At 42.9% G+C, this 22,486-nt stretch carries 21 protein-coding genes; 14 read left to right on the top strand and 7 right to left on the bottom strand.

The genetic code is table 11. The features are described from left to right. Window positions 1-128: 128 nt before the first annotated feature. Window positions 129-710 carry a hypothetical protein gene (locus IEW93_RS19810; protein ID WP_188740963.1) on the top strand — a complete coding sequence of 194 codons (582 nt, stop codon included), beginning with the start codon at window positions 129-131 and terminating at the stop codon, window positions 708-710. A gap of 99 nt (window positions 711-809) precedes the next feature. Here IEW93_RS19810 and IEW93_RS19805 read toward each other — a convergent pair whose 3' ends face one another. From IEW93_RS19805 to IEW93_RS19790, 4 genes are all read right to left on the bottom strand, one after another. Further along, a complete protein-coding gene (locus IEW93_RS19805) occupies window positions 810-2,516 on the bottom strand; it encodes an RluA family pseudouridine synthase (RefSeq protein WP_188740962.1) in 1,707 nt (568 codons plus the stop codon). A 196-nt stretch (window positions 2,517-2,712) separates the two neighbouring features. Continuing rightward, window positions 2,713-3,090: a VOC family protein gene (locus IEW93_RS19800; RefSeq protein WP_188740961.1), complete on the bottom strand. Its 378-nt coding sequence runs from the start codon at window positions 3,088-3,090 to the stop codon at window positions 2,713-2,715. A gap of 63 nt (window positions 3,091-3,153) precedes the next feature. Further along, on the bottom strand, window positions 3,154-3,966 hold the full coding sequence (gene blaDIM / locus IEW93_RS19795; protein WP_188740960.1) for a DIM/SIM/IMP family subclass B1 metallo-beta-lactamase: 813 nt from the start codon (window positions 3,964-3,966) through the stop codon (window positions 3,154-3,156). Window positions 3,967-4,030: 64 nt separating this feature from the next. Further along, complete coding sequence (locus IEW93_RS19790) at window positions 4,031-5,359, bottom strand: ABC1 kinase family protein (protein ID WP_188740959.1); 1,329 nt, start codon at window positions 5,357-5,359, stop codon at window positions 4,031-4,033. A gap of 175 nt (window positions 5,360-5,534) precedes the next feature. On the opposite strand from IEW93_RS19790, the gene IEW93_RS19785 reads away from it, so the two are divergent. Further along, a complete protein-coding gene (locus tag IEW93_RS19785; protein ID WP_188740958.1) occupies window positions 5,535-7,109 on the top strand; it encodes a tetratricopeptide repeat-containing sulfotransferase family protein in 1,575 nt (524 codons plus the stop codon). A gap of 86 nt (window positions 7,110-7,195) precedes the next feature. Here IEW93_RS19785 and IEW93_RS19780 read toward each other — a convergent pair whose 3' ends face one another. Genes IEW93_RS19780 through IEW93_RS19770 form a run of 3 tightly spaced genes read right to left on the bottom strand, consistent with a single transcriptional unit; the run spans window position 7,196 to window position 9,931 of the window. Continuing rightward, on the bottom strand, window positions 7,196-8,323 hold the full coding sequence (locus IEW93_RS19780) for an aspartyl/asparaginyl beta-hydroxylase domain-containing protein (protein WP_188740957.1): 1,128 nt from the start codon (window positions 8,321-8,323) through the stop codon (window positions 7,196-7,198). 18 nt (window positions 8,324-8,341) lie between these two features. Beyond that, the gene (locus IEW93_RS19775; RefSeq protein WP_188740956.1) at window positions 8,342-9,331 is read right to left on the bottom strand and encodes a sulfotransferase family protein; all 990 of its coding nucleotides are present in this window, start codon (window positions 9,329-9,331) and stop codon (window positions 8,342-8,344) included. A gap of 57 nt (window positions 9,332-9,388) precedes the next feature. Then, entirely contained in the window at window positions 9,389-9,931 is a 543-nt protein-coding gene (locus tag IEW93_RS19770; RefSeq protein ID WP_188740955.1) for a hydrolase, read from the bottom strand. A gap of 132 nt (window positions 9,932-10,063) precedes the next feature. Here IEW93_RS19770 and IEW93_RS19765 point away from each other — a divergent pair, with 132 nt between their 5' ends. The 12 genes from IEW93_RS19765 (at window position 10,064) to IEW93_RS19710 (ending at window position 22,362) form a co-directional block, all read left to right on the top strand. Next, on the top strand, window positions 10,064-11,101 hold the full coding sequence (locus tag IEW93_RS19765) for a T6SS phospholipase effector Tle1-like catalytic domain-containing protein (protein WP_188740954.1): 1,038 nt from the start codon (window positions 10,064-10,066) through the stop codon (window positions 11,099-11,101). Between the two features lie 104 nt (window positions 11,102-11,205). After that, window positions 11,206-12,024 carry a cobalamin-binding protein gene (locus IEW93_RS19760; RefSeq protein WP_373284949.1) on the top strand — a complete coding sequence of 273 codons (819 nt, stop codon included), beginning with the start codon at window positions 11,206-11,208 and terminating at the stop codon, window positions 12,022-12,024. 333 nt (window positions 12,025-12,357) lie between these two features. After that, window positions 12,358-12,606: a PspC domain-containing protein gene (locus IEW93_RS19755; RefSeq protein WP_188740952.1), complete on the top strand. Its 249-nt coding sequence runs from the start codon at window positions 12,358-12,360 to the stop codon at window positions 12,604-12,606. A gap of 373 nt (window positions 12,607-12,979) precedes the next feature. Beyond that, window positions 12,980-13,231, top strand: a complete 252-nt coding sequence (locus IEW93_RS19750; RefSeq protein WP_188740951.1) for a CopG family ribbon-helix-helix protein — start codon at window positions 12,980-12,982, stop codon at window positions 13,229-13,231. Window positions 13,232-13,242: 11 nt separating this feature from the next. Beyond that, complete coding sequence (locus IEW93_RS19745; protein WP_188740950.1) at window positions 13,243-13,530, top strand: type II toxin-antitoxin system RelE/ParE family toxin; 288 nt, start codon at window positions 13,243-13,245, stop codon at window positions 13,528-13,530. Between the two features lie 1,874 nt (window positions 13,531-15,404). Continuing rightward, window positions 15,405-16,664 (top strand): efflux RND transporter periplasmic adaptor subunit, encoded by a 1,260-nt coding sequence (locus IEW93_RS19740; protein ID WP_188740949.1) that lies wholly within the window; start codon window positions 15,405-15,407, stop codon window positions 16,662-16,664. A gap of 37 nt (window positions 16,665-16,701) precedes the next feature. Further along, window positions 16,702-16,923 carry a hypothetical protein gene (locus tag IEW93_RS19735; RefSeq protein ID WP_188740948.1) on the top strand — a complete coding sequence of 74 codons (222 nt, stop codon included), beginning with the start codon at window positions 16,702-16,704 and terminating at the stop codon, window positions 16,921-16,923. Between the two features lie 106 nt (window positions 16,924-17,029). Then, entirely contained in the window at window positions 17,030-17,728 is a 699-nt protein-coding gene (locus tag IEW93_RS19730; RefSeq protein ID WP_188740947.1) for an ABC transporter ATP-binding protein, read from the top strand. A 10-nt stretch (window positions 17,729-17,738) separates the two neighbouring features. Next, window positions 17,739-19,052 (top strand): ABC transporter permease, encoded by a 1,314-nt coding sequence (locus IEW93_RS19725; RefSeq protein ID WP_188740946.1) that lies wholly within the window; start codon window positions 17,739-17,741, stop codon window positions 19,050-19,052. Between the two features lie 22 nt (window positions 19,053-19,074). Then, window positions 19,075-20,283, top strand: coding sequence for an FtsX-like permease family protein (locus tag IEW93_RS19720; RefSeq protein WP_188740945.1), 1,209 nt, complete (start codon window positions 19,075-19,077; stop codon window positions 20,281-20,283). Window positions 20,284-20,410: 127 nt separating this feature from the next. Further along, window positions 20,411-21,823 (top strand): sigma-54-dependent transcriptional regulator, encoded by a 1,413-nt coding sequence (locus IEW93_RS19715; RefSeq protein WP_188740944.1) that lies wholly within the window; start codon window positions 20,411-20,413, stop codon window positions 21,821-21,823. A 35-nt stretch (window positions 21,824-21,858) separates the two neighbouring features. Next, window positions 21,859-22,362 carry a PAS domain-containing protein gene (locus IEW93_RS19710; RefSeq protein WP_229706721.1) on the top strand — a complete coding sequence of 168 codons (504 nt, stop codon included), beginning with the start codon at window positions 21,859-21,861 and terminating at the stop codon, window positions 22,360-22,362. Window positions 22,363-22,486 lie beyond the last annotated feature (124 nt).

Raw genomic sequence — 22,486 nt, 5'->3', positions numbered from 1 at the left:
CCAACAAAACTGCATGTTAAATAATAATCTAAACACCACTAAATAATTGAATCAAAATATAAACTCAGATATTGTTTATTCATTAATCAAAATGAATTTAAAAACGAGTAATTCTACAGGCTCGTTAAATGAAAACAGTACTTTGTAGTTTGTTAGTCGTTGGTGTAGTTGGGTTGTCAGGTTGTTCTTCAACTCAGAACACATTTGCTTCTAAAATTAAAGCCGAAAGTGAAAAGAACCTCGACTTATCTCAGCAATGGGAGCAAGGTCAAAAGGACGTTAAAAAAGGCCAAGAATTACTTGCTGATGGTCGCAAAGCAATGGACAAAGGCAATGCTCAAATTCGTGAAGGCGAAAAATTGATGGCGCAAGCCGTACAAGAAGCCCAAAAACAACGTCAAGCATTTCAATCTATGGCAAGTTCGTTAACAGGTGCTCAAAATGGTAAACGTGCAGCTGCAATTGTTGACAGATTAGATGACATCGCTGACGACTGGGAAGATGCCGATGAAAATTATGTTGACGGCAAAGAGCTTGTTGAAGATGGCAACACTAACCTAGCTGAAGGTCAAAGTGAAACTGAACAGGGCCAAGCCCTAGTGAATAGTGGCCGTACTAGAATGCAACAAGCGGAGTCTGCATATCAGCAACGTACAGGCCAAGGTCTGGTTGAACAGATGCATTTAGAAGAACGTCCAAGTAACTTCTAAAAAGCCATTCAATTGTTATAACTAACGTTGTAATTAAAAAGTAAAAACCGATATTGTTAGCTCAATATCGGTTTTATTGTTTTTATCGCTCTTATTGAATTATTCAAAATCCGCTTTTACTTCAAATACCATTGCTTCACCTGACTCAGGATGCGTTAACGCTAAATATTGAGCATGCAAATGCAAGCGGTTGGCGGCAATACCATATAAATCGTCACCGACAATTGGCATGTTTAGGCCATCGTGATGGGCACAATGCATGCGTAATTGATGTGTTCGGCCTGTTTTAGGGTACAAATGCACCAACGTTCGATGGCCTTGACGCTTAAAAATCTGCCAATGGGTTTGTGCATGCTTACCATGTTCATAACAAACAAGTTGCTTAGGTCGGTCGTCTAAATCTACCCTCAGCGGCAAACTAATATCGCCTTCATTTTGGTCTGGCACACCTTCAATTAACGCAATATAACGCTTGGTTACGCTGCGCTGAATGAACTGTTGCTGTAAATTTTTATTAGCCTCTTTGGTGAGTGCAATTACCATTAAACCTGATGTAGACATATCAAGGCGGTGCACAATCAACGGCCCCGTGGCATTGGGGAATTGTTGCTGCATACGGCTAAACACGCTGTCGATAATGTTTTTACCGGGTACCGATAATAATTCAGCAGGCTTATTAATAATCGCCATCACTTCATCTTGGTAAATAATATCAATGGGCAGATCTTTACCTGGATTAATCAGTAATGGGTCGGCGTCAACCTGCATGCCCGTCAACATGTGGGCTAAAATAGGTCGACATTTGCCATGGCACGCAGGGTAGTAATTTTGATGTTGTTTGATTTCTGATTTTGGCGATGCGCCCCACCAAAATTCAGCCATGGCGACAGGCGTTAACTGTTGTTTAAACGCATATTGTAATAATTTGGGCGCTGCACACTCGCCAGCACCCGCAGGCGGCAAATGGTTTGGCGCATCGTTAAATATATCGTTTAAGTCTCGTGCATCACCCAAGGTATTTAAAAACTGATACTGTGCAAACAGCTTTTTTTGCAAGCTGTTAGACAGTTGTTTGCGTTGGCGCTTAAGCTGTTTTATTTGTTGTTGCAGCTCATTTAGCTGGGTTTGCGTTGCCGTGATTTGGCTTTGCCATTGCTGCTTTAATGCATTGAGCTGATGTTTTTGCAGCACGCTTTGACGGCTAAGCTCAATTGATAAGGTTTTATGCTCATCACTGCTGATATCGGCCTGTATTAATGCAGTATCTGCTTGCTCGCGTTGCTGTTTACGCTGTTTACGGCCTTCGACAATTGCGTTGCGTTGTTGCTCAAGCTCACGTTCTGCTTGCTGTTGCTGCTGAGTTAACTGCGTGGTTAAGTTGGCCAGTAGCGGGGCGCTTTCATGCTGGTGGAGTAACTGGTTAATTTGGTTAATCTGTTTGTTTTCAACGCTGAAAAAGCTGTCTTGAGTGAGCATGTCAAACACCGGCGGCACAAAAGGCGGCAAGATATTTTGCTCGGCTAATTTGCCTGAAAACGCCGCTAAAAAGCCAAGTTGCCCTTGTGTATTTTTCACCACCAACACACCAAACATTTTACCGATGACCATACCGCAATCGGTGCTACTGTCTAATCCAAAGTTATGTTGCCATGGATTAACTTCAAGCATGGTTTGTTGCAGCTGCTCGGCAGCCTGAATACAAATAGGGTGAGGTTGATAGTAAAACGGAAAAGTAAAAGACTCTGGTAAGCTGTGATGGGCAATGCTGTCATTAAAAAAGATAAAACATGGGTCGTTAACAGTCATTACATACACTCACAACACAAAAAGGCGGCTATTTTACCCCTTCGTAGTCTGTAATGCATCTGTATCAGAGATTAAAGTGATGGTCTGCCTGTGGATGAGGCAGGCCATCATTCTTTACGCTAACTGAACGGAGTTAACTGAGGTTATACCGATCAGAATTAATAAGTAATCACATTCTTATGCTGATTGGGATTAATTACATTCTGTGCAGAGCGCACAGTTTGTTGCCATCTGGGTCGCGAAGGTAAGCTAGATATAAGTCCATCCCTGGGGCTGAACGCACACCTGGCGCGTCTTCACAGGCTGTGCCGCCATTGGCAACGCCCGCAGCATGCCATGCATCGGCTAATGCTGGGGTTTCTGCAGCAAAACCAAGGGTTGAGCCATTACCGTGACATGCTGGCTCGCCATTAATTGGCTTAGTTAATAATAAGATGCCGGTTGGCGTCATGTAAACGCAACGTCCCTTTGGGTCAATTTTTCCGGGGGCGATGCCTAAAGCGCCTAAAGTGGCGTCATAGAATTTTTTTGACGTTTCAATATTATTAACGCCGAGCATAACGTGACTAAACATGGTAACTCTCCTTGTGTAAGTTCAACTGAACTATAAATTAACGACTGTTTTTTTGTATGGTTTTTAATGCTGCATTTTTAAATCAGTGTTGGCGTGAGACTCGTATGACAGTAACTCTATGGTGTGACTTAGCAGTGTAGAATCACCGATTTTGCCATGCCCAGGGACAACCATTTTAGCCTCAGTAAATTGTGCTTGTAACTTTGCCACTGTCACAGGCCATTGTTTTAGGTCTGCTTCGCTGGTATAGCCTAGAGTGCGTGAACTCAATGATTTTATTAAGCAGCCGCCAAATAATATTTGTTGCTTTGGCAGCCAAACCACTAGGTTGTCGACCGTGTGTCCTGCACCTAGATAATAAACTTCAATGAGTTGAGGCTGCAAAATGTGTTTATTAGCAGCAAATGTGTGTGTTGCTGTGGCCAGTTGGTTTGCCGTTAATATGGCCTGTGTGTCATTAGATACCCAGGTGGCAATGCCGTTGCTATTAAGGTAACCCACACCGCCAGCACGATCTTCGTGGGAATGGGTAGAGATACTCGCTACAGTGGTTAACCCTTGCTGGGTAATCCAATCAACAAGCTTAGCGGTATCGCTATTTGTCCAGGGTGTGTCAATAATAAACGCCTGTTTGCCTTGCACCACCACTAGGCCGTTTGATTCAACTAACCCAAAGCCGGTAACGGTTTTATACGACCTATGTAAATACACATTTTTAGCTATCAATGACACTGATAACTCAGCAGTTTGGCTAATCGACTTAGTGAGTTGTTGAGTTGAGTTTTGCGCTGCGCTAAGGGCAAAAGTGCTTGAGCTAAATAGACATAACACCCAAAAAATAACCCGAGATGGCCGTGTAATATTACCGATAAGCATAGGGCGTCCTGTTGTTAAGCTTGGCAATTGCAGTGTAGTAGCAAGTTATAGGGTGTTAGTAGCGCTAGGCGTTGTGTTTGCTTAAGCGCGTTACATCTAAAAACAACTGATTAACCTTCACTTTGGCGTTAAGTTTTGCCGCCAATAAATACATACCTGCTAATTTACGATGGATAAAAATAGCATCGGTTGGCGGTGTATGCCATTCATTTTGTTGTGTGCTCATGGCTTTACCTGCCTGAGTAATCCTTTTTGCTAGGTCGCTTTCGCCAAAGTGATATGCCTCTTGGGTGCGCAATGGCTCACAGGCCTGGTAAAAAATGTCGATGATCAGTTGTTTTTGTTGCGGGTCTATCTCATCTTGAAAAAAGCCTATTTGCTGTGCAGCCATCGCCATTTGTTGTTTATTTTGGGCAATCGCGCCTTGCATTAGTTGCATATAACCTTGTGATAAGGTGTCGCTAATGGCGCGGGTGGCTCCAAAGTCGAGTAAAACTATTTTTTGGCTCTGTGCTTGATACTGAAAATTGGCAAAATTAGGATCGCTTTGTAGCAGTTGAAAACAAAATAGCTCTTTAAAGCATAACTCCATTAGGGCACTGGCTACTGAGTCGCGGACGTCTTGCGGTGCACTTACAAGCGACTCAATGGCAACCCCCTCTATATACTGCATGCACAATATACTTTTGTTGCTCAATTGCTGGTACACCTTAGGTACAATAAAGTTTGAGCTGTCACCTAGTTGTTGCTGGTAAAGTGCAATTTGCTCGGCTTCAAATTGATAATCGGCTTCATTGTGTAACTGCGCTTTTGCTTGTGCGAGTAAGGTATCGAGCTTGACGTTTGCAGGGATGAGCCGTGAGACTGTTAATAAACTGGCGACGTTATCAATATCGCTGTCTATGCTGTCGCGGATCCCTGGGTATTGAATTTTAATCGCTACTTTTTCGCCAGTATCTAAGTATGCTAAATGCACCTGGCCAATTGATGCCGCGGCAAAAGGGTGAAGCTCAAATTGGGCAAAAGGCGCTAACCAGTCAGGCCCCCAATGCTGAACTAGCAACTGAGTGAGCTGTTTGTGTGGCATGGCTTTAGCATCAGAACGTAGTTTAGCGAGTATTTCTGCTAGCTCTGGCGGCACGAGATCGCCTGCATCCATCGACAGCATTTGGCCTACTTTCATGGCTGCACCGCGAAGTTGCGAAAGCTTATCGGCCACATGCCCTATGTTGGTAGGGGTCATCATCAATTGCTGTATAGACGGCGATTTACCTTGGCTAAATTGCTTTGCGCCTTCAAGCAATACATTGCCAGCAAGGCGAGAAGCAAGCCCTCCCATTTTAGTTAAACGAGAAAATCGACCGGTTGGTACTTTGGCTTCATTATTTTTCATTACAACTCACTTTGTTACAGCAATAGCGCGAATAGTTAATTGTACGCATCGATGGGGTATTTCGTTCAAATAGTCCATGTTGTGTGGTCAATTTTTACTGTTTTCTATGTTACTCTGAAAGTTGAGGCATTTAAGCCGTTCTTTGGGTGAGCAAAATAAAAATAAGGACCCTAGTTTGAGTATTATTGAACAATATTTGAGCCAAGCGGAAGCGCTGTTTCAATCTAAAAATTTATCATCTGCCAGAATGTACGCCCGAAAAGTGATTAAACGTGATGATAAACATATAGGTGCATTATGTTTATTAGGCCAAATTCATTTACAGCAGCAGCAATATTCTGAGGCTGAAGGTTACTTTTTAAGTGCTGCTGCAGTTGAGCCAGGAGCGGTTCCTGTTTTGACGGGATTGTTGACCATTGCTGAAGTGAAACAAGACTTCTTTTTAGCAAAAAAATATTTGCTGCAATTGATTCACACACAAGGAAACACGGCTAAATTTCGCTATAAACTTGGATTAGTTGCCACAAAAGTGGCCGATATGGCTTTAGCTGAACAGTGTTTTAAATGGTGTGTTGCCCATAATGTTACCGACCCAGCGGTACAGCTTAATTTAGGGCATATTTATAAAGCCAAAGGCGATACCGAAAAAGCGGCTCATTTTTACCATCAATATAACCGATTAAACCCAACACAAGTCGGGGTGGGGTATTGGAGTCTAGCGGACTTAAAGCAATATCGATTCACTCATGATGATTTAACCTTATTACAAGGTTATGCCATTAACGAATCGCTAAGTCAGCAAAACTTAGCGCTAGTGCATTTTGCTTTGTGCAAGGCCTACGAGCAAACTAAACAAATAGATAAAGCCTGTGAGTCTATGTTGTTGGCTAACCAAATCATGGCGCAACATAGACCCTTTAAACACACTCAGTTTGCCAGTATTGTGCTGTCGCTACTTGGGCATACGCCCTCACCACACATTAATGAATTGCCTAGCTGTGAACAAATCCCCATTTTTATTGTTGGCATGCCTCGCTCTGGCACTACATTAGTTGAGCAAATTTTGGCGTGTCATACTCAAGTAGGCGCTACTGATGAGCTACCGTTTATGGAGCGATTCGCGCTGCAAATGGATATGTCAGGGGGCTACAATGCAAATCTAAGTCAGCTTTCTGCCCGTCATATTGAGCAGTTCCGTCAGCGCTATTTAGCAGAAATTAATCATTATTTTTCTGATAGTCCAACGTATGTTATTGACAAAAACCCCAACAACTTTTTACATATAGGGTTAATTAAAACGTTATTTCCTCAAGCTAAAATCATTAACGTGGTCCGTAACACCGTAGACAATGGCTTGAGCGTGTTTAAACAGTTTTTTAGCTTTGGCCACGACTATTCGTATTCATTCGCTGGGATTTCAAGTTATTGGCAACACTATTTAGACATCATGAAACATTGGGATAGCTTGTACCCAAATGAGATATTACATGTTTGTTTTGAACAATTAGTACAAGATCCTGAGCCACAAATTCAGCGAATATTGGATTACTGTGCGCTCACCACACAAGCCCAATGCTTTACGTTTTATGAGTCAGAACGTGCCGTACTAACGCCAAGTGCCAGCCAGGTGAGGCAACCGATGAACCCTAAAGCGATAGGCCAAGCAAACAAGTATAAAGCTTTTATACCTGATCAAATTGCAGAGCTAGAGGTTATTGCCAATAAAGCTGCATTGCAATTTTTTGCGTAACTTAAATCTAGCTGAAAGAAATGGCGCCTCATGGCGCCATTTCTGCTTAATGTTAACCTCAACTCTGGATAAGAAATGTATTGAATTTAAGCTAGCTTTCCGTGACAGGCTTTATAACGCTCACCGCTACCACATGGGCACGGGTTATTGCGTGATGGTGGAGCAATTATAGGTGCGGTTGACGAAGCGTTTACAGGTGCTGAGCTAGAGGTATTTTTGGGGGCCGCAACAGTTTGTTTGGCAAGAGTATGCTGGTCACTTAACTCTACATTCATGCAGGCAACAATGACGAGTTGTTCAAAGGCTTTTAAGGCTGAGCCAGAGTGGCTAAGTTGCAGAGTTTTTGCACACTGCACTGCTTTTATCATGGTTTGTTCTCGTAGTGCATGATAGCGTGGCCAACCCGTTTTAGTGGATTCATATTGTAACCAAAGTATGCGCCAATCGGCGATAAATTCAGCGATAACGAATGAAAATGCAGTGACCTCGGCCTCAGAATTTTGCGGATTACTTTTCACTTCTGTTAATAGCTCATTGGTTAAAAACTCCACCTCTGCAATAGGCATGATAATCGGCGCATTAAATTGCTCTGTAGCAAAGGTGGTTGCCGCTTTTGGGTTAACCCCAATAAATTGCTTGTTGAGTTGTGTAGATGATATATCAGCAATTGACCGTGAGTGTTGAAATATTGTACGCCAGAATGCACTTGAACCTGCTAGGTCAATCACTAAATGAACCCGATATTGGTCACTATTATTCTCAACTTTATGCAGTTTCCACGAGTCGAAAATCCAACACTCTCCAGCGCCCATATGCACTTGCTTATCATGGCAGTAAAACTGCACCTGTTCGGTGGTGGTAATAGGTATATGCACTCTAACGCGCTTATACCAATGGTAATTAATGTCTGAATGCAATGGCACTTGTGCGCCTGGCGCTAAACGCATTAGGCGTGAGCGGCTAAGCACTTCTCCGAACGAGGCTAGTATTTGCTGAATGTAGTGGCATTTTTCAAGGGCCGCAGTTGGTTTCATTGGCCCTTTAAAGTCGTTATTAAATTCGCCGTTGACCGAGATTAACGGAATGGCCGAATTACCCTTAAAGCCCTCATGGTGGGTTACCCAATCGTCTTCGGTAAATTGGCTGATTTCTTCAATGAGTGTCGCCACATCAAAGTGATAAGGGAGTTGATAAAATTCATGAGGTAACTTCATTATATGACTCTCTTTTTATTAACTTAACGCACCATGGCATTGTTTAAAGCGTTTACCTGATCCACATGGGCAAGGACTATTACGAGGCACAGAGCCAACATTAACCGTAGGTTGTGGCGGCGCTATATCATGCTGTTGCCATTGTGATTCAAAAACGGGGTAGCCGTGTGCGCTTAATTGCTGATTAATACGACTAAGTGTATCAGCAATGGTCGGCCACACTTTTTCAATATCGTGATAATTGTCTAGCCACTTATTGGCTTTAGGCGTGGTAATGGTGTAGCGCGAGTGCGGTAAAGGTTGGCTGCATATGCTGGCTAAATCTGGGTCAAACTCAATACCAGCAAACTCACATAGTGCATTAACTGTTTGTTCAGGTTGAGAAATTAACTGGTCATACGACAACATACACCAACGCTTAGATGGCAACCTTTGCAATTGACTCATAATGGCATCATTCGCCGCTTGCCATTGAAATGCTGCGATATTATGCAACGGTTGTTGATTAAGTTGTTGCCAGTTTGGCGGCAACAACAAAGACCAGTGGCGTTTATCCCACCCAGGAAGATTAGGGTAGGTGACAAATTTATTGGAACGCCAGGCCTGCATAATGCTGCTGATATTTTCTTTTGGCTCGCGCACTAGATAGATAAATAAGGCATCTGGAAATAGTGCGTTAAAAAAATCAACTCGCAAGCTGTTTTTTGGGGTTTTCTCAAGCAGCCTAACCGGTGATGTTTTAGGCTTTTGGCCTTTACTGTCTCGCAGCTCATCACTAAAGCGTTGTTGTAGCTGGTTACGTAATGCTTCGTCAATATCGTCTGCGCTTAAGGCGTTGGAGCTAAACTGACGATAGGCAATATTGAGTTTAGGAATAGTTTCAATCAATGCATGGCTTTCACCGCCAATAGTATGCAGCGATTGGCTTTTTGACAGCACTTCAAACAGTAGGGTACTGCCAGAACGTGGCGCGGATAAAATAATAATGGGCCGATCAAATTGGTGCATAGCGGTATGATGTTATTGTTATATTTTTTACATCATACCCACACCGATCTTATATGGCTACTTTATCAGTTTGAGTAATGCCTTAAAGCGATCGCCTTGGGCCACATGTTGTAACTCAAACAATAGCGACTCAACGTTAGTGAGTTTTGCGCCATCGTTTAGCATCATTTGTACTCCAAGGGTTTTGTTTTCTAATTCTCTTGATGACACCGCGTCATTCACCACATGCACGGTAAAGTTGTGCTCGAGTAAATCTTGGCAGGTTTGGTAAACACACACGTGGGTTTCTATCCCAGCTAAAATAACATTGCGACGGTTTAATGTGTTGAGTTGTTGCTTTACCTCATCACAATGCCAACCGCTAAAGTGCTCTTTTGCGATAGGCTGAGTGGTTTTTGAGAGTATTTGTGCCAAGTCTTCACTGGTGTGGCCTAGCTTGTCAGGCAATTGTTCTAGCCAAATAACTGGAATATCAAAAAGTTGTGCCCCTTGAATTAATACAGCCAGTTTTTGATGTAATTGTTCAGATTGCTGCATCACTTGGGCAAGCTTGCCTTGCACGTCAACAATCATCAGTACACTTTGCTCTGCGGTTAACATATCGCGATTCCTTTTGCTGAGAGTTCATTGACGAGTATTGAGTATTTTCAGGCGTGTTCAAATAGGCTTTTAGTCTATAGTGATAGCAAGATGACTATGGCTGGACGACTTAGGCAGGGAGCTGGGACTGTGATGAAAAAACGTATTGTGATTTGTGCCGATGGTACATGGAATCGGCCTGAAAAGGATCTTGAAAAAGATCATGCAACCAATGTGCTCAAACTTGCCAGAGCGATTAAACCGCTAGGTGGTGATGGCGTGCCGCAGCAGGTTTTTTATGACTGGGGGATTGGCTCATACCATGACGCTATGATTGGCGGTGCAACTGGCCGTGGTTTACATAAAAACATTATGGATGCATACCGTTACATAGTGCAAAACTACTCCCCTGGTGATGAAATCCATCTGTTTGGCTTTAGTCGCGGCGCTTACACTGTGCGCTGTTTGTGCGGCTTAATTAATAACTGCGGTATTGTGATTAGGCCAGATGCCAAATTGATTCAACAAGCATTTGACCACTATAAAATGAAGAGTAAACCGTTTTCACCAGAAGGTGAGCGCTCGGTTGAGTTTAGGCAGCAGCATTCACATCCATCGCGCGAAGTGGCGTTTGTCGGTGTTTGGGACACTGTGGGGGCCATGGGGATCCCGGTGTCATTTTTAGGGTTATTTGAAGATAAAGACGAGTTTTACGATACCAAACTTGGTCGCAATGTTAAGGTGGCGCGTCATGCTTTAGCATTAGATGAACATAGAAGTGATTTTGAACCGACTATTTGGGCGCCTCGAACGAGCATAGATATTCAACAAGTGTGGTTTGCGGGTGCGCATAGCAACATTGGTGGGAGTATTACCCCTAATACTGATGGCACTAGTTTGTCTGACATTTCGTTGCAATGGATGATAAATCAAGCTCGAGCCGTTAATTTAACCGTGGAACCACACTTAGTCGATAGGTTATTGCCGAATGCGATGGCGGAGATTCATGATTCATATCGTAGCTTTTATCGAATTAAAAAACGTTTTATTCGCAAACTAGACCCACAGCAAGTACCGATTTTATTGCACCAATCGGTAAAAACCCGTTGGTTGAACGACAACAATTATCGACCTAAAAATTTAGTTAATTATATTGATAACCATGGCTGGCCAGATACACTGGTCGAATAAGCCATTTAAGGCGTTATACCGTCCCATTTTTGTTGTGTAAGGATATTGTTTTGTTACGTTTATTTTATTCGTTAAGTCTGGCAATTACGCTAATTTTTACAGGAATTGTGTCGGTAACAGCGTATGCAAATGAGATTTCTGTTGTAGACAACCCCGCAGTGTCACCAGCTAAACGAATTATTGCCTTGTCGCCTCAAAGTGTAGAAATGCTCTTTGCCATTGGCGCGGGTGATTCTATCGTCGCTACAACTGATTATGCTGATTACCCAGAACAAGCCAAAAAAATCCCCAGCATTGGCGGTTCATACGGGGTGCAAATAGAGCGAGTGATTGAGTTAAATCCCGATTTGGTTGTGGTATGGCAAAGCGGCAATAAAATGGAAGACATTAAGCAACTGCAAGGTTTAGGCTTTAACATTGTAAATAGCGATCCTAAAACATTAGCTGACGTCGCGAGCGACCTTGAACTGCTTGGTAAATTGACAGGACATTCAATTAAGGCCAAACAAGTTGCAGATGATTATCGTCAACAATTAGCAGATATAAAACAGCAAAACCAAGCTAAACCAGTGGTAAAAGTGTTCTATCAATTGTGGTCTACCCCATTGATGACGGTGGCGAAAGGCAGTTGGATCCAAAACTTGATTGACGTGTGTCATGGTGAAAATGTGTTTTATGACGCTGCGAGTGAGTACCCACAAATTAGCATCGAAAATGTGCTACTCACTGGTGCTGAAGTGATTTTACAAAGCCAGGATGAAGGCAACGTATTAGGCATTAATTGGGCCGATTGGCCAGAGCTTCCCGCAGTTAAAAAACAGCATATTTACCAGTTCGATGCAGATTTACTCCACCGCGCAACCCCAAGAGCCATTTTAGGCGTTAATGCAGTTTGCGAGGCGTTGGATAAAGTAAGAGGGTAAATGGTAAAACTGATGAGTTTGGGCACGGTTTCTTATGGCCTACGGCCACTCCAGAGTGTTCAAGCTTCGTTTGAAATAAGATCGCAAGGTTCCACCCTGCAAGGGTTAAATACGGCGTCATTCCGGCAATACTTTTGAGCCGGGATCCAGGTGTTTGCTTTTATGGCCTGCGGCCACTAACGTCGTTGAGCTTCGCCCACACCCGAGTAAAGGGTAAAGCATCATATGATCAATAAAAAAGTTACTTATCGGCCTAGTCCAATAAGTGATTTAAACTCTGCAAACATTTTAAAGCATGAATACAAAAAACGTTAACCGCGAATTGGAGGTGACATGGAAAGTCTAGACGATATAAAAGTACTAACACGTGGCAAATCTGCAATCATTGCAGGAGTATGCTCAGGTATTGCTGAGTATTATCATTTACGAAAAAACAGCATTAGGTTAGCATTTTTGTTAACTAGTCTATTTTTTGCCATTCCCGTATTCGCTTATATTGCCTTGTGGTTAGTGCTACCCAAATATCCGACGACAGACGCGATGGCTCGAGACTTACGACGAAAGAAACGACAACGAAAATAAGGCACTTTGTCTTCGATGACGCTGTATAAAGATATTGTCTTAAACAGAGTATTCAAATGATGAGGTACAGTATTAGCCATAGAAAAGCTACAACACGCGATGCAATATGAAGGGGATACCCTTTTACCTCAAAAACGCGACAAACCCGCCTTAATTCCCCTCAAACGGACTGAAAAAACAACAAAACTACTTGTGAAATAATAATCTGAACACCACTAAACAATTGAATCAAAATATAAACTCAGATATTGTTTGTTTTTTAATCAAAATAAGTTTGAAAACGAGTAATTATACTGGCTCGCTACAAGTTATACTCGGCCTCATAATTTGTACTAAAATGTAGTACAAGTAAATACAAATAGAGGTGTGGCATATGGGTGTTACAAGTATCCGTCTAAATTCTGAGGTTGAAATACCTCTAGAACATTTAGCGAAAAAACTAGATAGATCTAAAAATTATATTATAAATCAAGCTATTAAAGAGTTTTTGCAACGGCAGTCAATGGAAGAGTCACGCTGGGAAGATACACTAGAAGCTTTAAACTCAATAAAATCTGGTAAAGCTATAAATGGCAATGAAGTTACTGCATGGCTAGAAAGCTGGGGAACTAAAGACGAATTATAGCCTCCTAAATTATGAATATACAGTATTCACCTGAGGCAATTGGTGATTTGGTTCGGCTTAGAGAGTTCATCAAAGTTAACAACCCGTATGCTGCTAAACGAGTTGCTGATCGATTAATTGCAGGCATTGAAAATCTAAAGGCTTTACCTAAAATAGGCTTGCTAGTTCAAAGGTCACCAGATCCAGAAAAAGTTAGAGATCTTTTCATCACTAATTACACAGTGAGGTATCTATTAGGTGAAGACACTATTTTTATTCTTCGAGTCTGGCATGGTAAAGAAATTGAAAAAGACTTGTAATCAGTTAGCTAGAGGTATCTAGCCTCCAGCCCCCACACCACTCTGCATGCGGCTCCGCACACGACTGAATGGCCAATGATGCTCCAGGCATCAACATGGCATTCCCGCAATCCATGGCGGTCAGATTCAGGAGGTAGAACAACGCAGGAGCATGTTGCCGAGGGCGGTTAATTTACTCTCTTTAAAGAAATGACCTAACTCACTTTCTGGTTCGCTTCTTGGTTTTGAGAGTGAACTGCGATCCATCCATCTCTTAGTGAATATAATCCTGCTTTCTTCAGATACTCATTACTCCGTGCTTGCTGTATTCCTGGTGTATTCGAGCTACGCCAAGGGCCTTTACTTGTGATACTTCAAGCAACAGCAGCTTGGATGCTGACGCCACGTTTTAATAAGTTTTGTACCTTACATATAAGAGTCTTCAACGTAGCTAACAAGCCTTGTCCAGAAATGCGTTAAATCTTTAAATTACAAACAAGGTTAAATCGAAGATAGCTATACGGCGGATGTAATCGCGGCTATGACCTTCGAAAACATGGATGTTTTCGCAGAGCGCCCATGGATGGGTTTACCGCGTGTCATAGAAGTGATTTCATTGAGTATCGTTGCCTAACATCTTATTTTTGTTTGAGTTAATAGCTCTAGTTGGCCTATTTTCATTGGCCACTCTTGATCTGGTTTGGCCGAAAACCATAAAAAGCAAAACACCTGGGTCCCGGCTCAAAAGCCTTACCGGGACGACGAGAAAGTAGTTCTCAAGCCTTGTCCATAAATGCGTTAAATCTTTAAATAACAAACAAGGTTAAATCGAAGATAGCTATACGGCGGATGTAATCGCGGCTATGACCTTCGAAAACATGGATGTTTTCGCAGAGCGCCCATGGATGGGTTTACCGCGTGTCATAGAGGTGATTTCATTGAGTATCGTTGCCTAACATCTTAGTTTTGTTTGAGTTAATAGCTCTAGTTGGTCTATTTCCATTGGCCACTCTTGATCTGGTTTGGTCGAAAACCATAAAAAGCAAAACACCTGGGTCCCGGCTCAAGAGCATTACCGGGACGACGCCGTATTTGGCCGCGCAGGGTGGAATTGCAGCCTCAAGCATTCGTGGCCGAAAACCATAAAAAGCAAAACACCTGGGTCCCGGCTCAAAAGCCTTACCGGGACGACGAGAAGGTAGTTCTCAAGCCTTGTCCATAAATGCGTTAAATCTTTAAATAACAAACAAGGTTAAATCGAAGATAGCTATACGGCGGATGTAATCGCGGCTATGACCTTCGAAAACATGGATGTTTTCGCAGAGCGCCCAGGGATGGGTTTACCGCGTGTCATAGAAGTGATTTCATTGAGTATCGTTACCTAGTGTGACAATAAAGCAGTAAAGCAGAGTCACTCACAGCAAATCCTGCACAAATGTTCAAAGCAAAAATAACACCTGGATCCCGGCTCAAGAGCATTGCCGGGACGACACCTTATTTGGCCAGTGCAGGGGGGGGAATTGCAGCCTCAAGCATTCGTGGCCGCAGGCCATAAAAAACAAAACACCTAGGTCCCGGCTAAAAAGCATTGCCGGGACGACACCTTATTTGGCCAGTGCAGGGGGGGATTGCAGCCTTAAGCGTTAGTGGCCGCAGGCCATAGGTACAAAAAGTACATAAGTACAAAGTAATCCAAAGTGTCCGCTCGGACACTTTCCCCATTACCGGACAGTTTTTAACGCTGTCCGCGGACACTTTTAACGTGTTCGGCTCTCTTGTTTTATTATTATCGTTATGAAAAATAACAATAAATAACTATTGGCATAGCTTGTGCTATATCTTAGATATAAACGTGACGTAGTACGTGCTGTCAACGTGTTACCTAAGGATTTGAGATGATTAAAGACACAAGTAGCCAAGATACTGTCGTTACACCTACCGCTGGCCGTAAATTGCGCCTGCCTTTGATGATAGGTTGCGGCGCCATTTTGATGAGCGCGTTGGTGTGGGCGAGTTTTAGTCATGACAGTAACCAGCGTTCGGTCGATGGTGCCGATTTACGCTTAGCCACCATTACTCGTGGCACCTTGGTGCGTGACATTGCTACTACCGGTAAAATTGTCGCCGCCAATGCCCCCATTTTATACAGCACTGAAGAAGGCGTGGTGACGCTATTAAGCCAACCGGGTGATGAGGTTGAACTCGGGCAGGTGGTGGCGAAGGTTGAAAGCCCACGTTTGCAAAGCGAGTTGCAGCAACAGCAATCATTACTTGAAGGTATGCAAGGCAGCCTTGAGCGGGCTAAATTAGATGCCCGCCGTGAGCAACTGCGTGTTAGCCAGATTTTAGACATGGCCAAAGTGGATTTAGAAGCCGCAGATCGTGAAAGCCGTCGTGGCGATCAACTGATTGAGTCGAGTTTGATCAGTAAAATCGATTTTGAAAAAAGCAAAGATGACCTACATAAAGCCAAATTATTGCATAAACACGCCCAGCAAGAAGTTGAGCTGATGCGCGACACCCTCAGCTTTGAAATTAAAAACCGCACCCTTGAAGTACAACGTCAGGCCTTAGTGGTGAGTGAACTCACACGCCAAGCGAATGAGCTTAATATTATCGCACCGGTTAGCGGCATTATTGGTAATTGGCTGGTGGAACAAAAAGCCCGAATTGGTGCTAGTCAGCCAATTTTAACAGTGGTCGATTTAACCGCTTTTGAAGCAGAGCTTGCTGTACCTGAGTCTTATGCCGATGAACTGGGGTTAGGCATGGATGTTGAGCTCAGTTTTGGTAGCGAAAATGTGGTTGGCCAATTGTCGTCTATTTCACCCGAAGTGCGTAATCGCGAAGTGACTGCCAGAGTGCGTTTTGCTAACAGTAACACGTTATCGTTACGTCAAAATCAACGATTGTCTGCCAGAGTGTTACTGGAAAACAGACCCAATGTATTAATGGTTAAACGCGGCGACTTTCTCAACCTTGGTGGCGAAGTGGCGTATCACGTTAACGATGCGGTCGCGCATAAAAAAAACGTCAAATTGGGCGCACGCAGTATGAGCCAGGTTGAAGTGATTGAAGGCGGTGAAGAAGGAGATGTTTGGGTGATATCTGGCACCGAAACCTTTAAAAATGAGCCTACCATTCAAATTCGATAAACAGATTAATAGACACTCAACTGAGTAAGGACATTCTATGACTTTTATTCAACGTAGACAGCTTATTGCGCTAGTGGCGTTATTTATTTTGGCAATGGCTGCTAGTTATCGCATTGATAATAATACAGATTGGTTATCAGTTAGTTTGCAGATAATTGATATCAGCAGCCATGCCAGCACGCGATTAATAGACATCAATTCAGCGGTTAGTTTGCACATTAATATTAACGACATGCTTAAGGTTAAGCTGCAGTTTTAGCCCCATTCAATTTAAGCATTCAATTTAAGTATTCGAATTCAGCCTAATAAGACATTCGCAGTAGAAGCTCTGGAATGCAACAACCGAATAAACCAAGGAAGCCAATATGTTATCGATGAAAAATATCAACAAGGTATTTAAAACGGATTTAGTTGAAACCCATGCGCTGCGTGACTTTAACCTTGAAGTGAATGAAGGCGAGTTTGTTGCAGTAACAGGCCCATCGGGCTCTGGTAAAACCACCTTTTTGAATATTGCAGGTCTGCTTGAAGGCTTTACCACCGGAGAGTTCAGCCTTGATGGGGTGAATGTGTCTAATTTAAGTGATAACCACAGCGCTAAAGTGCGTAATGAAAAAATTGGTTTTATCTTTCAGGGGTTTAATTTAATTCCCGATCTTAATTTAGCCGAAAATGTTGAAGTGCCGCTACGTTATCGGGGCATGAATGCCAGCGAGCGTAAGCGCCGAGTAGAGTCAGCTTTAGAGCAAGTCGGCTTAGGTGCGCGAATGAAGCATTTACCGACGCAACTCTCTGGTGGGCAACAGCAGCGGGTCGCGATTGCACGAGCGTTAGCGGGGGAGCCACGGTTTTTACTCGCCGATGAACCAACCGGTAATTTAGACAGCTTAATGGCGCGCCAGGTGATGGAGCTTTTAGAGAATATTAATCAGCAAGGCACCACCATTATTATGGTGACCCATGACCCTGAATTGGCCCGTAGAGCTCAGCGAAATATTCAAATTGTTGATGGTCAGGTGTGTGATTTTTCGATGTACCAACCTGCTGCAACTGGCACTCGTTAAGGGGAACATCATGTTTTTTTATTATTGCGATTTAGCCTGGCGAAGCATTCGTAAAACGCCGATGTTATCCATGTTAATGGTGTTAGCTATTTCAATTGGTATTGGTATTACTATTACGACTCTTAATGTATATAAAACCATGTCTTATAACCCCGCGGGCGATCGCAGTGAGGTGATAAACTCGGTGCAGTTATGGAGCCAAGGGTTAGACACCTGGGATGAGTTTAGCTCAAATATGACCTACACAGATGCTATGAACTTGCGTAATAACAATGAGCTGAGCTTCAAAGCTGCAACCTTTCGTACTGGTTTGGCGATGCAGTCTGACAACCCTAAAATTGAGCCAGTGTTGCAAAGTGTTAGGGTGACAGATAGAGACTTTTTTAAGATTTTTTCGGTGCCATTTTTATACGGCAGCTATTGGGATGTGAGCGTTGATGAACGCCCTGCGTATCAAGTAGTGATTAGCCAAAAACTCAATTTACGTTTTTTTGAAGGTAAAAACAGTGTAGGTAAAACGGTATTTTTAGACCGTAAGCCATACCAAATTGTTGGCGTAATTGAAGACTGGAATCCGCAACCTAAATATTACGACCCGCTTAATGGTGCTTTTAATGATGCAGAAGAAATCTTTATTCCTTTTTCGTTAACTGCTCAAGAAGAATTCGATGTATGGGGAAACACCAGTGGCTGGAAATTTGAACCAATGTTGACCTATAACGACAGATTACTCTCTGAAAAAGTGTGGATTCAATTTTGGACCGAGCTTAGCAATCAAGAGCAAAAACAAAGCTATTTAGCTTGGTTAACCCGTTATGTTGAGCAACAACGCACAATGGGGCGTTTTACCGACTCAGCCAAAACGCCCTCAGAGTTGGTGCAAATTAGCCATGTAGAAAAGTGGCTTGAAGACAACAATGTTGTGCCTAAAGATACCAGAATACTCGTTGGGTTAAGCCTGCTGTTTTTAAGTGTGTGCTTGGTGAATATTCTTGGATTGTTACTGACTAAGTTTTTAAAGCGTGCGCCTGAAGTGGGAGTTAGACGTGCCATTGGTGCCAGCAGAGGACAAATTTTTAGTCAGTATATGGTTGAGGTTAGCATGATTGGTTTTATTGGTGGAGTAGTTGGTTTGCTATGGGCCTTCGGTTCGTTAACTGCGTTACATGCTTATTTTGAAGTTGACCAAAGTTTGATAGGGCTTGATATGAGTATGTGGTTTATCACCCCGCTTATTGCTATTTCTACTGCGGTAATAGCGGGTATCTACCCAGCATGGGTTGTGTGCCGCACTAAACCGAGTGTGTATTTAAAAGCACAATAATGGATTTAATAAGGACATCATTATGTTACATATCAAGCCGATTTTATCCAGTTTAATGCGCAGTAAAAGTTCCCCTATTTTATTGTTATTACAAATTATTTTATCTGTTGCGATAGTCGCAAATGCCAGTTTCATTATTAATGAACGATTATCGTTAATGCAGCGTGAGTCGGGCTATGCAGAAGAACAAATACTGACGTTTAGTGTGTATAACTTTGACCCAAGCATCGATAACATGAAGCAAAACCAAGTCGATCAGCAGATTTTACGATCTTTGCCCAATGTTATTGATGCCAGCTACAGCAATATGTTGCCGTTAAGCGACAGCGGTTGGATGGATAGATATGTAGATGGCCCTGATGAAGATACTGCTAAAAGTACCCCAGGTTTTGCTTTTTATTTAGGTAATGAGCATTTATTAAATGTGATGGGAGCCAAGTTAATTGCGGGTAGAAACTTTAGCGCCGACGAAATTAATACCGGTCTGGATGACAGTGGCATGTTGGCATTGGTGTCGCAACCTTTAGCTAAAGCCTTTTGGGGGGATGAATCTCCACTGGGTAAAACCATGTATCAAGGTACGCAAACCGTGACCATTATTGGTGTCGTTGATAAGTTACAAGGTGCCTGGGTCGATCATGAAAACTTTGAATACAGTGTGATTCAGAATATCGATTTTGGTGGCAGTAGCAGCAACAAATCATACATGGTACGAGCTTTACCTGAACATATTAAAGGGTTGGAAGAGACCATTCGTAAGGCTTTTCATGCTGAAAACCCAAATAGGGTTCTCGATAATTTTCAAACCGTGGCTGAGCTGCGGGACAGAAGCTACAGTAACCATCGTTTAATGGCGACCGTATTGAGTATTATGGTGGTGTTACTGTTATTAATTACTGCGCTAGGGTTAACGGGTATGGTGATGTTTAATATTCAACGCCGCACTAAACAAATAGGCACACGTAGAGCACTAGGAGCGCGCAAGCGCGATATTATTCAATACTTTATGGTAGAAAACTATTTGATATGTATTGTCGGTGGTGTGATAGGTGGCATGTTGGCATTAGTGCTTGGGCAGCAATTAATGTCGCTTTACAGCTTACCTATGGTACCTGTGATTTATCCGATTCTGTCTGTAATTGGTTTGCTGGTGGTGACAACGCTTGCGGTGATCGTACCGGCAGCTAAAGCGGCAAATATTTCACCTGCTCTGGCAACGCGCAGTGTGTAATTTGTTAAACTGCGTCGCTTACGTTTAACAATAACATGACCGTGAGTTCTTCTGTCATGTTATTGTTAATGAATATAATATCCTGTTTTTGAATTACGACAACCTAAATGGACTAAAGCCTACTCTAATGGATACTATTTTAATTGTTGATGACAATCATGCTGTTTGCCAAGCGTTAGCGTTAATGGTTGAGCTGCATGATTACCATGCTATTTTTTGTCATTCACCTGAAGCGGCTATGGATATTGTCAGCAAAAAAGAGATCAGTTTAGTCATTCAAGACATGAACTTTAGCCGTGATACCACCTCGGGCGAAGAGGGCAAACAGCTGTTTTATGCCTTGCGTCAGTTACAGCCCAATTTACCCATTATTTTGATGACAGCCTGGACCCAGTTAGAAACCGCAGTAGAGTTGGTTAAAGCGGGCGCTGCCGATTACATGGGCAAACCCTGGGATGATGCCAAGTTGCTAAACAGTATAAGCAACTTATTGTCTATCTATCGACTGTCTCAACAAAACCATCAGTTAAGCCGAATCCACAGTGACCGTATGTCGGCCATTAATGACGCAAACTTATGCGGTTTAGTATTTGCCAGCGGCGCCATGCAGCGTTGTGTTGACCTTGCATTGCAAGTCGCCCGCTCAGATGTATCAGTGATGATCACGGGCCCCAATGGCGCGGGTAAAGACAAAATAGCCGATATTTTACAGGCTAATTCACCGTTAAAAGCCAACCCCTTTATTAAAGTGAACATTGGTGCATTACCAATGGATTTACTCGAGGCTGAGCTGTTTGGTGCAGAAGCAGGGGCATTCACCGGAGCGAATAAAACTCGCGTTGGTCGTTTTGAAGCCGCCGATGGTGGCACATTATTTTTAGACGAGATTGGCAATTTACCCTTGTCTGGCCAAGTTAAACTACTTAGGGTGCTACAAACGGGTGAGTTTGAACGTTTAGGTAGTCATCAAACGCGCAAAGTGAATGTACGCGTGATTAGTGCGACTAACGCTGATCTTGCCGATGACATTGCTAATGGACGTTTTCGTGAAGACTTATATTATCGCTTAAACGTAATTGAGCTCAGTGTGCCACCCCTAAAACAGCGCCAAGACGATATTTTACCCTTGGTAACCCATTTTATGGGTGAGCAGTTTATTATTAATAAATCGACTCAGCAGGCGTTAATTAATCATTGCTGGTCTGGTAACGTACGCGAGCTAGAAAATGCCTGTAAAAGGGCTGCATTGCTAGCTAAGTCAACACAATTAACAATTGATGATTTTGGCTTAATTCCCCTGCCTACAAGTCAAATGGAAGCGGGGTCAAGTCATAATCATGAAAGCCAATCTTATTCTACTTCGCTAGTTGAACAACAAGATAATGCGCCCTTAATCAATGAGCCCGATAAACAGCAAATAGAAGCAGCATTAACTCAGCATAATGGTGTTATTGCCAGAGTGGCTAAGTCATTTGGTTTAAGCCGTCAGGCCTTGTATCGTCGTATGGATAAATTTGGTATTCGAGATACAAAATCATGATGTTGTCGCTGCGAACTAAACTGGTGCTAGCCAATATGCTTAGTTGCCTGCTAGGGGGACTTTGTGGCGCGCTGGTGTGGTTTAGTCTGGGGGACACCGCCTTATGGTTAGCGCTGATTGTGATGCTGGTAGTCTGCTATTTTTGCACAACCTGGTTAACAAAACGATTAAGCGATAGCTTGCAAGCACTTGAAATCGGTTTACTTAATTTTAAAGATAATGATTTTAGCGTGTCGTTGCATTCTTACGGCGAGCCACAATTAGATGCGCTAGTGAGTCTATACAACCAAGCGTCAACAAAGCTGCGCAGTGAACGTCAATTTATTTATCAGCGTGAGCTAATGCTCGATAAGGTGATCCAAAATTCGCCTAATGTGATGTTATTAATTGACGATTCGCAGCGGATTATTTATGCCAATGGTGCTGCCAGGCATTTATTTCATCAGGGCGTGAAGATAGAAGGTATGCTGCTACCTGAACTGGCGGTCATGTTGCCCGACACATTAAAAGCTGCGTTAAAAAGCGAGCAAGAAGGGTAACACCATTCAGTTAAGAGTTTCTTCTCTTAACTGGATAGCGAGTTTTGTTAATTCGAACGGTCCTACTTTTGGGCCGTTTTCGTTTTTTGGGCAAGATAAATTGTTTAACGTTTTCCCTCATTGC

Source organism: Shewanella inventionis (assembly GCF_014641855.1).
GTDB lineage: Bacteria > Pseudomonadota > Gammaproteobacteria > Enterobacterales > Shewanellaceae > Shewanella > Shewanella inventionis.
The sequence above is the reverse complement of the archived record's forward strand: the minus strand, read 5'-3'. Positions and strand labels throughout refer to the sequence as shown.

Coding starts and splice junctions, on each gene's coding strand:
- IEW93_RS19810 (WP_188740963.1), top strand. CDS start 129: ATGAAAACAGTACTTTGTAGTTTGTTAGTCGTTGGTGTAGTTGGGTTG.
- IEW93_RS19805 (WP_188740962.1), bottom strand. CDS start 2,516: ATGACTGTTAACGACCCATGTTTTATCTTTTTTAATGACAGCATTGCC.
- IEW93_RS19800 (WP_188740961.1), bottom strand. CDS start 3,090: ATGTTTAGTCACGTTATGCTCGGCGTTAATAATATTGAAACGTCAAAA.
- blaDIM (WP_188740960.1), bottom strand. CDS start 3,966: ATGCTTATCGGTAATATTACACGGCCATCTCGGGTTATTTTTTGGGTG.
- IEW93_RS19790 (WP_188740959.1), bottom strand. CDS start 5,359: ATGAAAAATAATGAAGCCAAAGTACCAACCGGTCGATTTTCTCGTTTA.
- IEW93_RS19780 (WP_188740957.1), bottom strand. CDS start 8,323: ATGAAGTTACCTCATGAATTTTATCAACTCCCTTATCACTTTGATGTG.
- IEW93_RS19775 (WP_188740956.1), bottom strand. CDS start 9,331: ATGCACCAATTTGATCGGCCCATTATTATTTTATCCGCGCCACGTTCT.
- IEW93_RS19770 (WP_188740955.1), bottom strand. CDS start 9,931: ATGTTAACCGCAGAGCAAAGTGTACTGATGATTGTTGACGTGCAAGGC.
- IEW93_RS19765 (WP_188740954.1), top strand. CDS start 10,064: ATGAAAAAACGTATTGTGATTTGTGCCGATGGTACATGGAATCGGCCT.
- IEW93_RS19755 (WP_188740952.1), top strand. CDS start 12,358: ATGGAAAGTCTAGACGATATAAAAGTACTAACACGTGGCAAATCTGCA.
- IEW93_RS19750 (WP_188740951.1), top strand. CDS start 12,980: ATGGGTGTTACAAGTATCCGTCTAAATTCTGAGGTTGAAATACCTCTA.
- IEW93_RS19745 (WP_188740950.1), top strand. CDS start 13,243: ATGAATATACAGTATTCACCTGAGGCAATTGGTGATTTGGTTCGGCTT.
- IEW93_RS19740 (WP_188740949.1), top strand. CDS start 15,405: ATGATTAAAGACACAAGTAGCCAAGATACTGTCGTTACACCTACCGCT.
- IEW93_RS19735 (WP_188740948.1), top strand. CDS start 16,702: ATGACTTTTATTCAACGTAGACAGCTTATTGCGCTAGTGGCGTTATTT.
- IEW93_RS19730 (WP_188740947.1), top strand. CDS start 17,030: ATGTTATCGATGAAAAATATCAACAAGGTATTTAAAACGGATTTAGTT.
- IEW93_RS19725 (WP_188740946.1), top strand. CDS start 17,739: ATGTTTTTTTATTATTGCGATTTAGCCTGGCGAAGCATTCGTAAAACG.
- IEW93_RS19720 (WP_188740945.1), top strand. CDS start 19,075: ATGTTACATATCAAGCCGATTTTATCCAGTTTAATGCGCAGTAAAAGT.
- IEW93_RS19715 (WP_188740944.1), top strand. CDS start 20,411: ATGGATACTATTTTAATTGTTGATGACAATCATGCTGTTTGCCAAGCG.
- IEW93_RS19710 (WP_229706721.1), top strand. CDS start 21,859: ATGCTTAGTTGCCTGCTAGGGGGACTTTGTGGCGCGCTGGTGTGGTTT.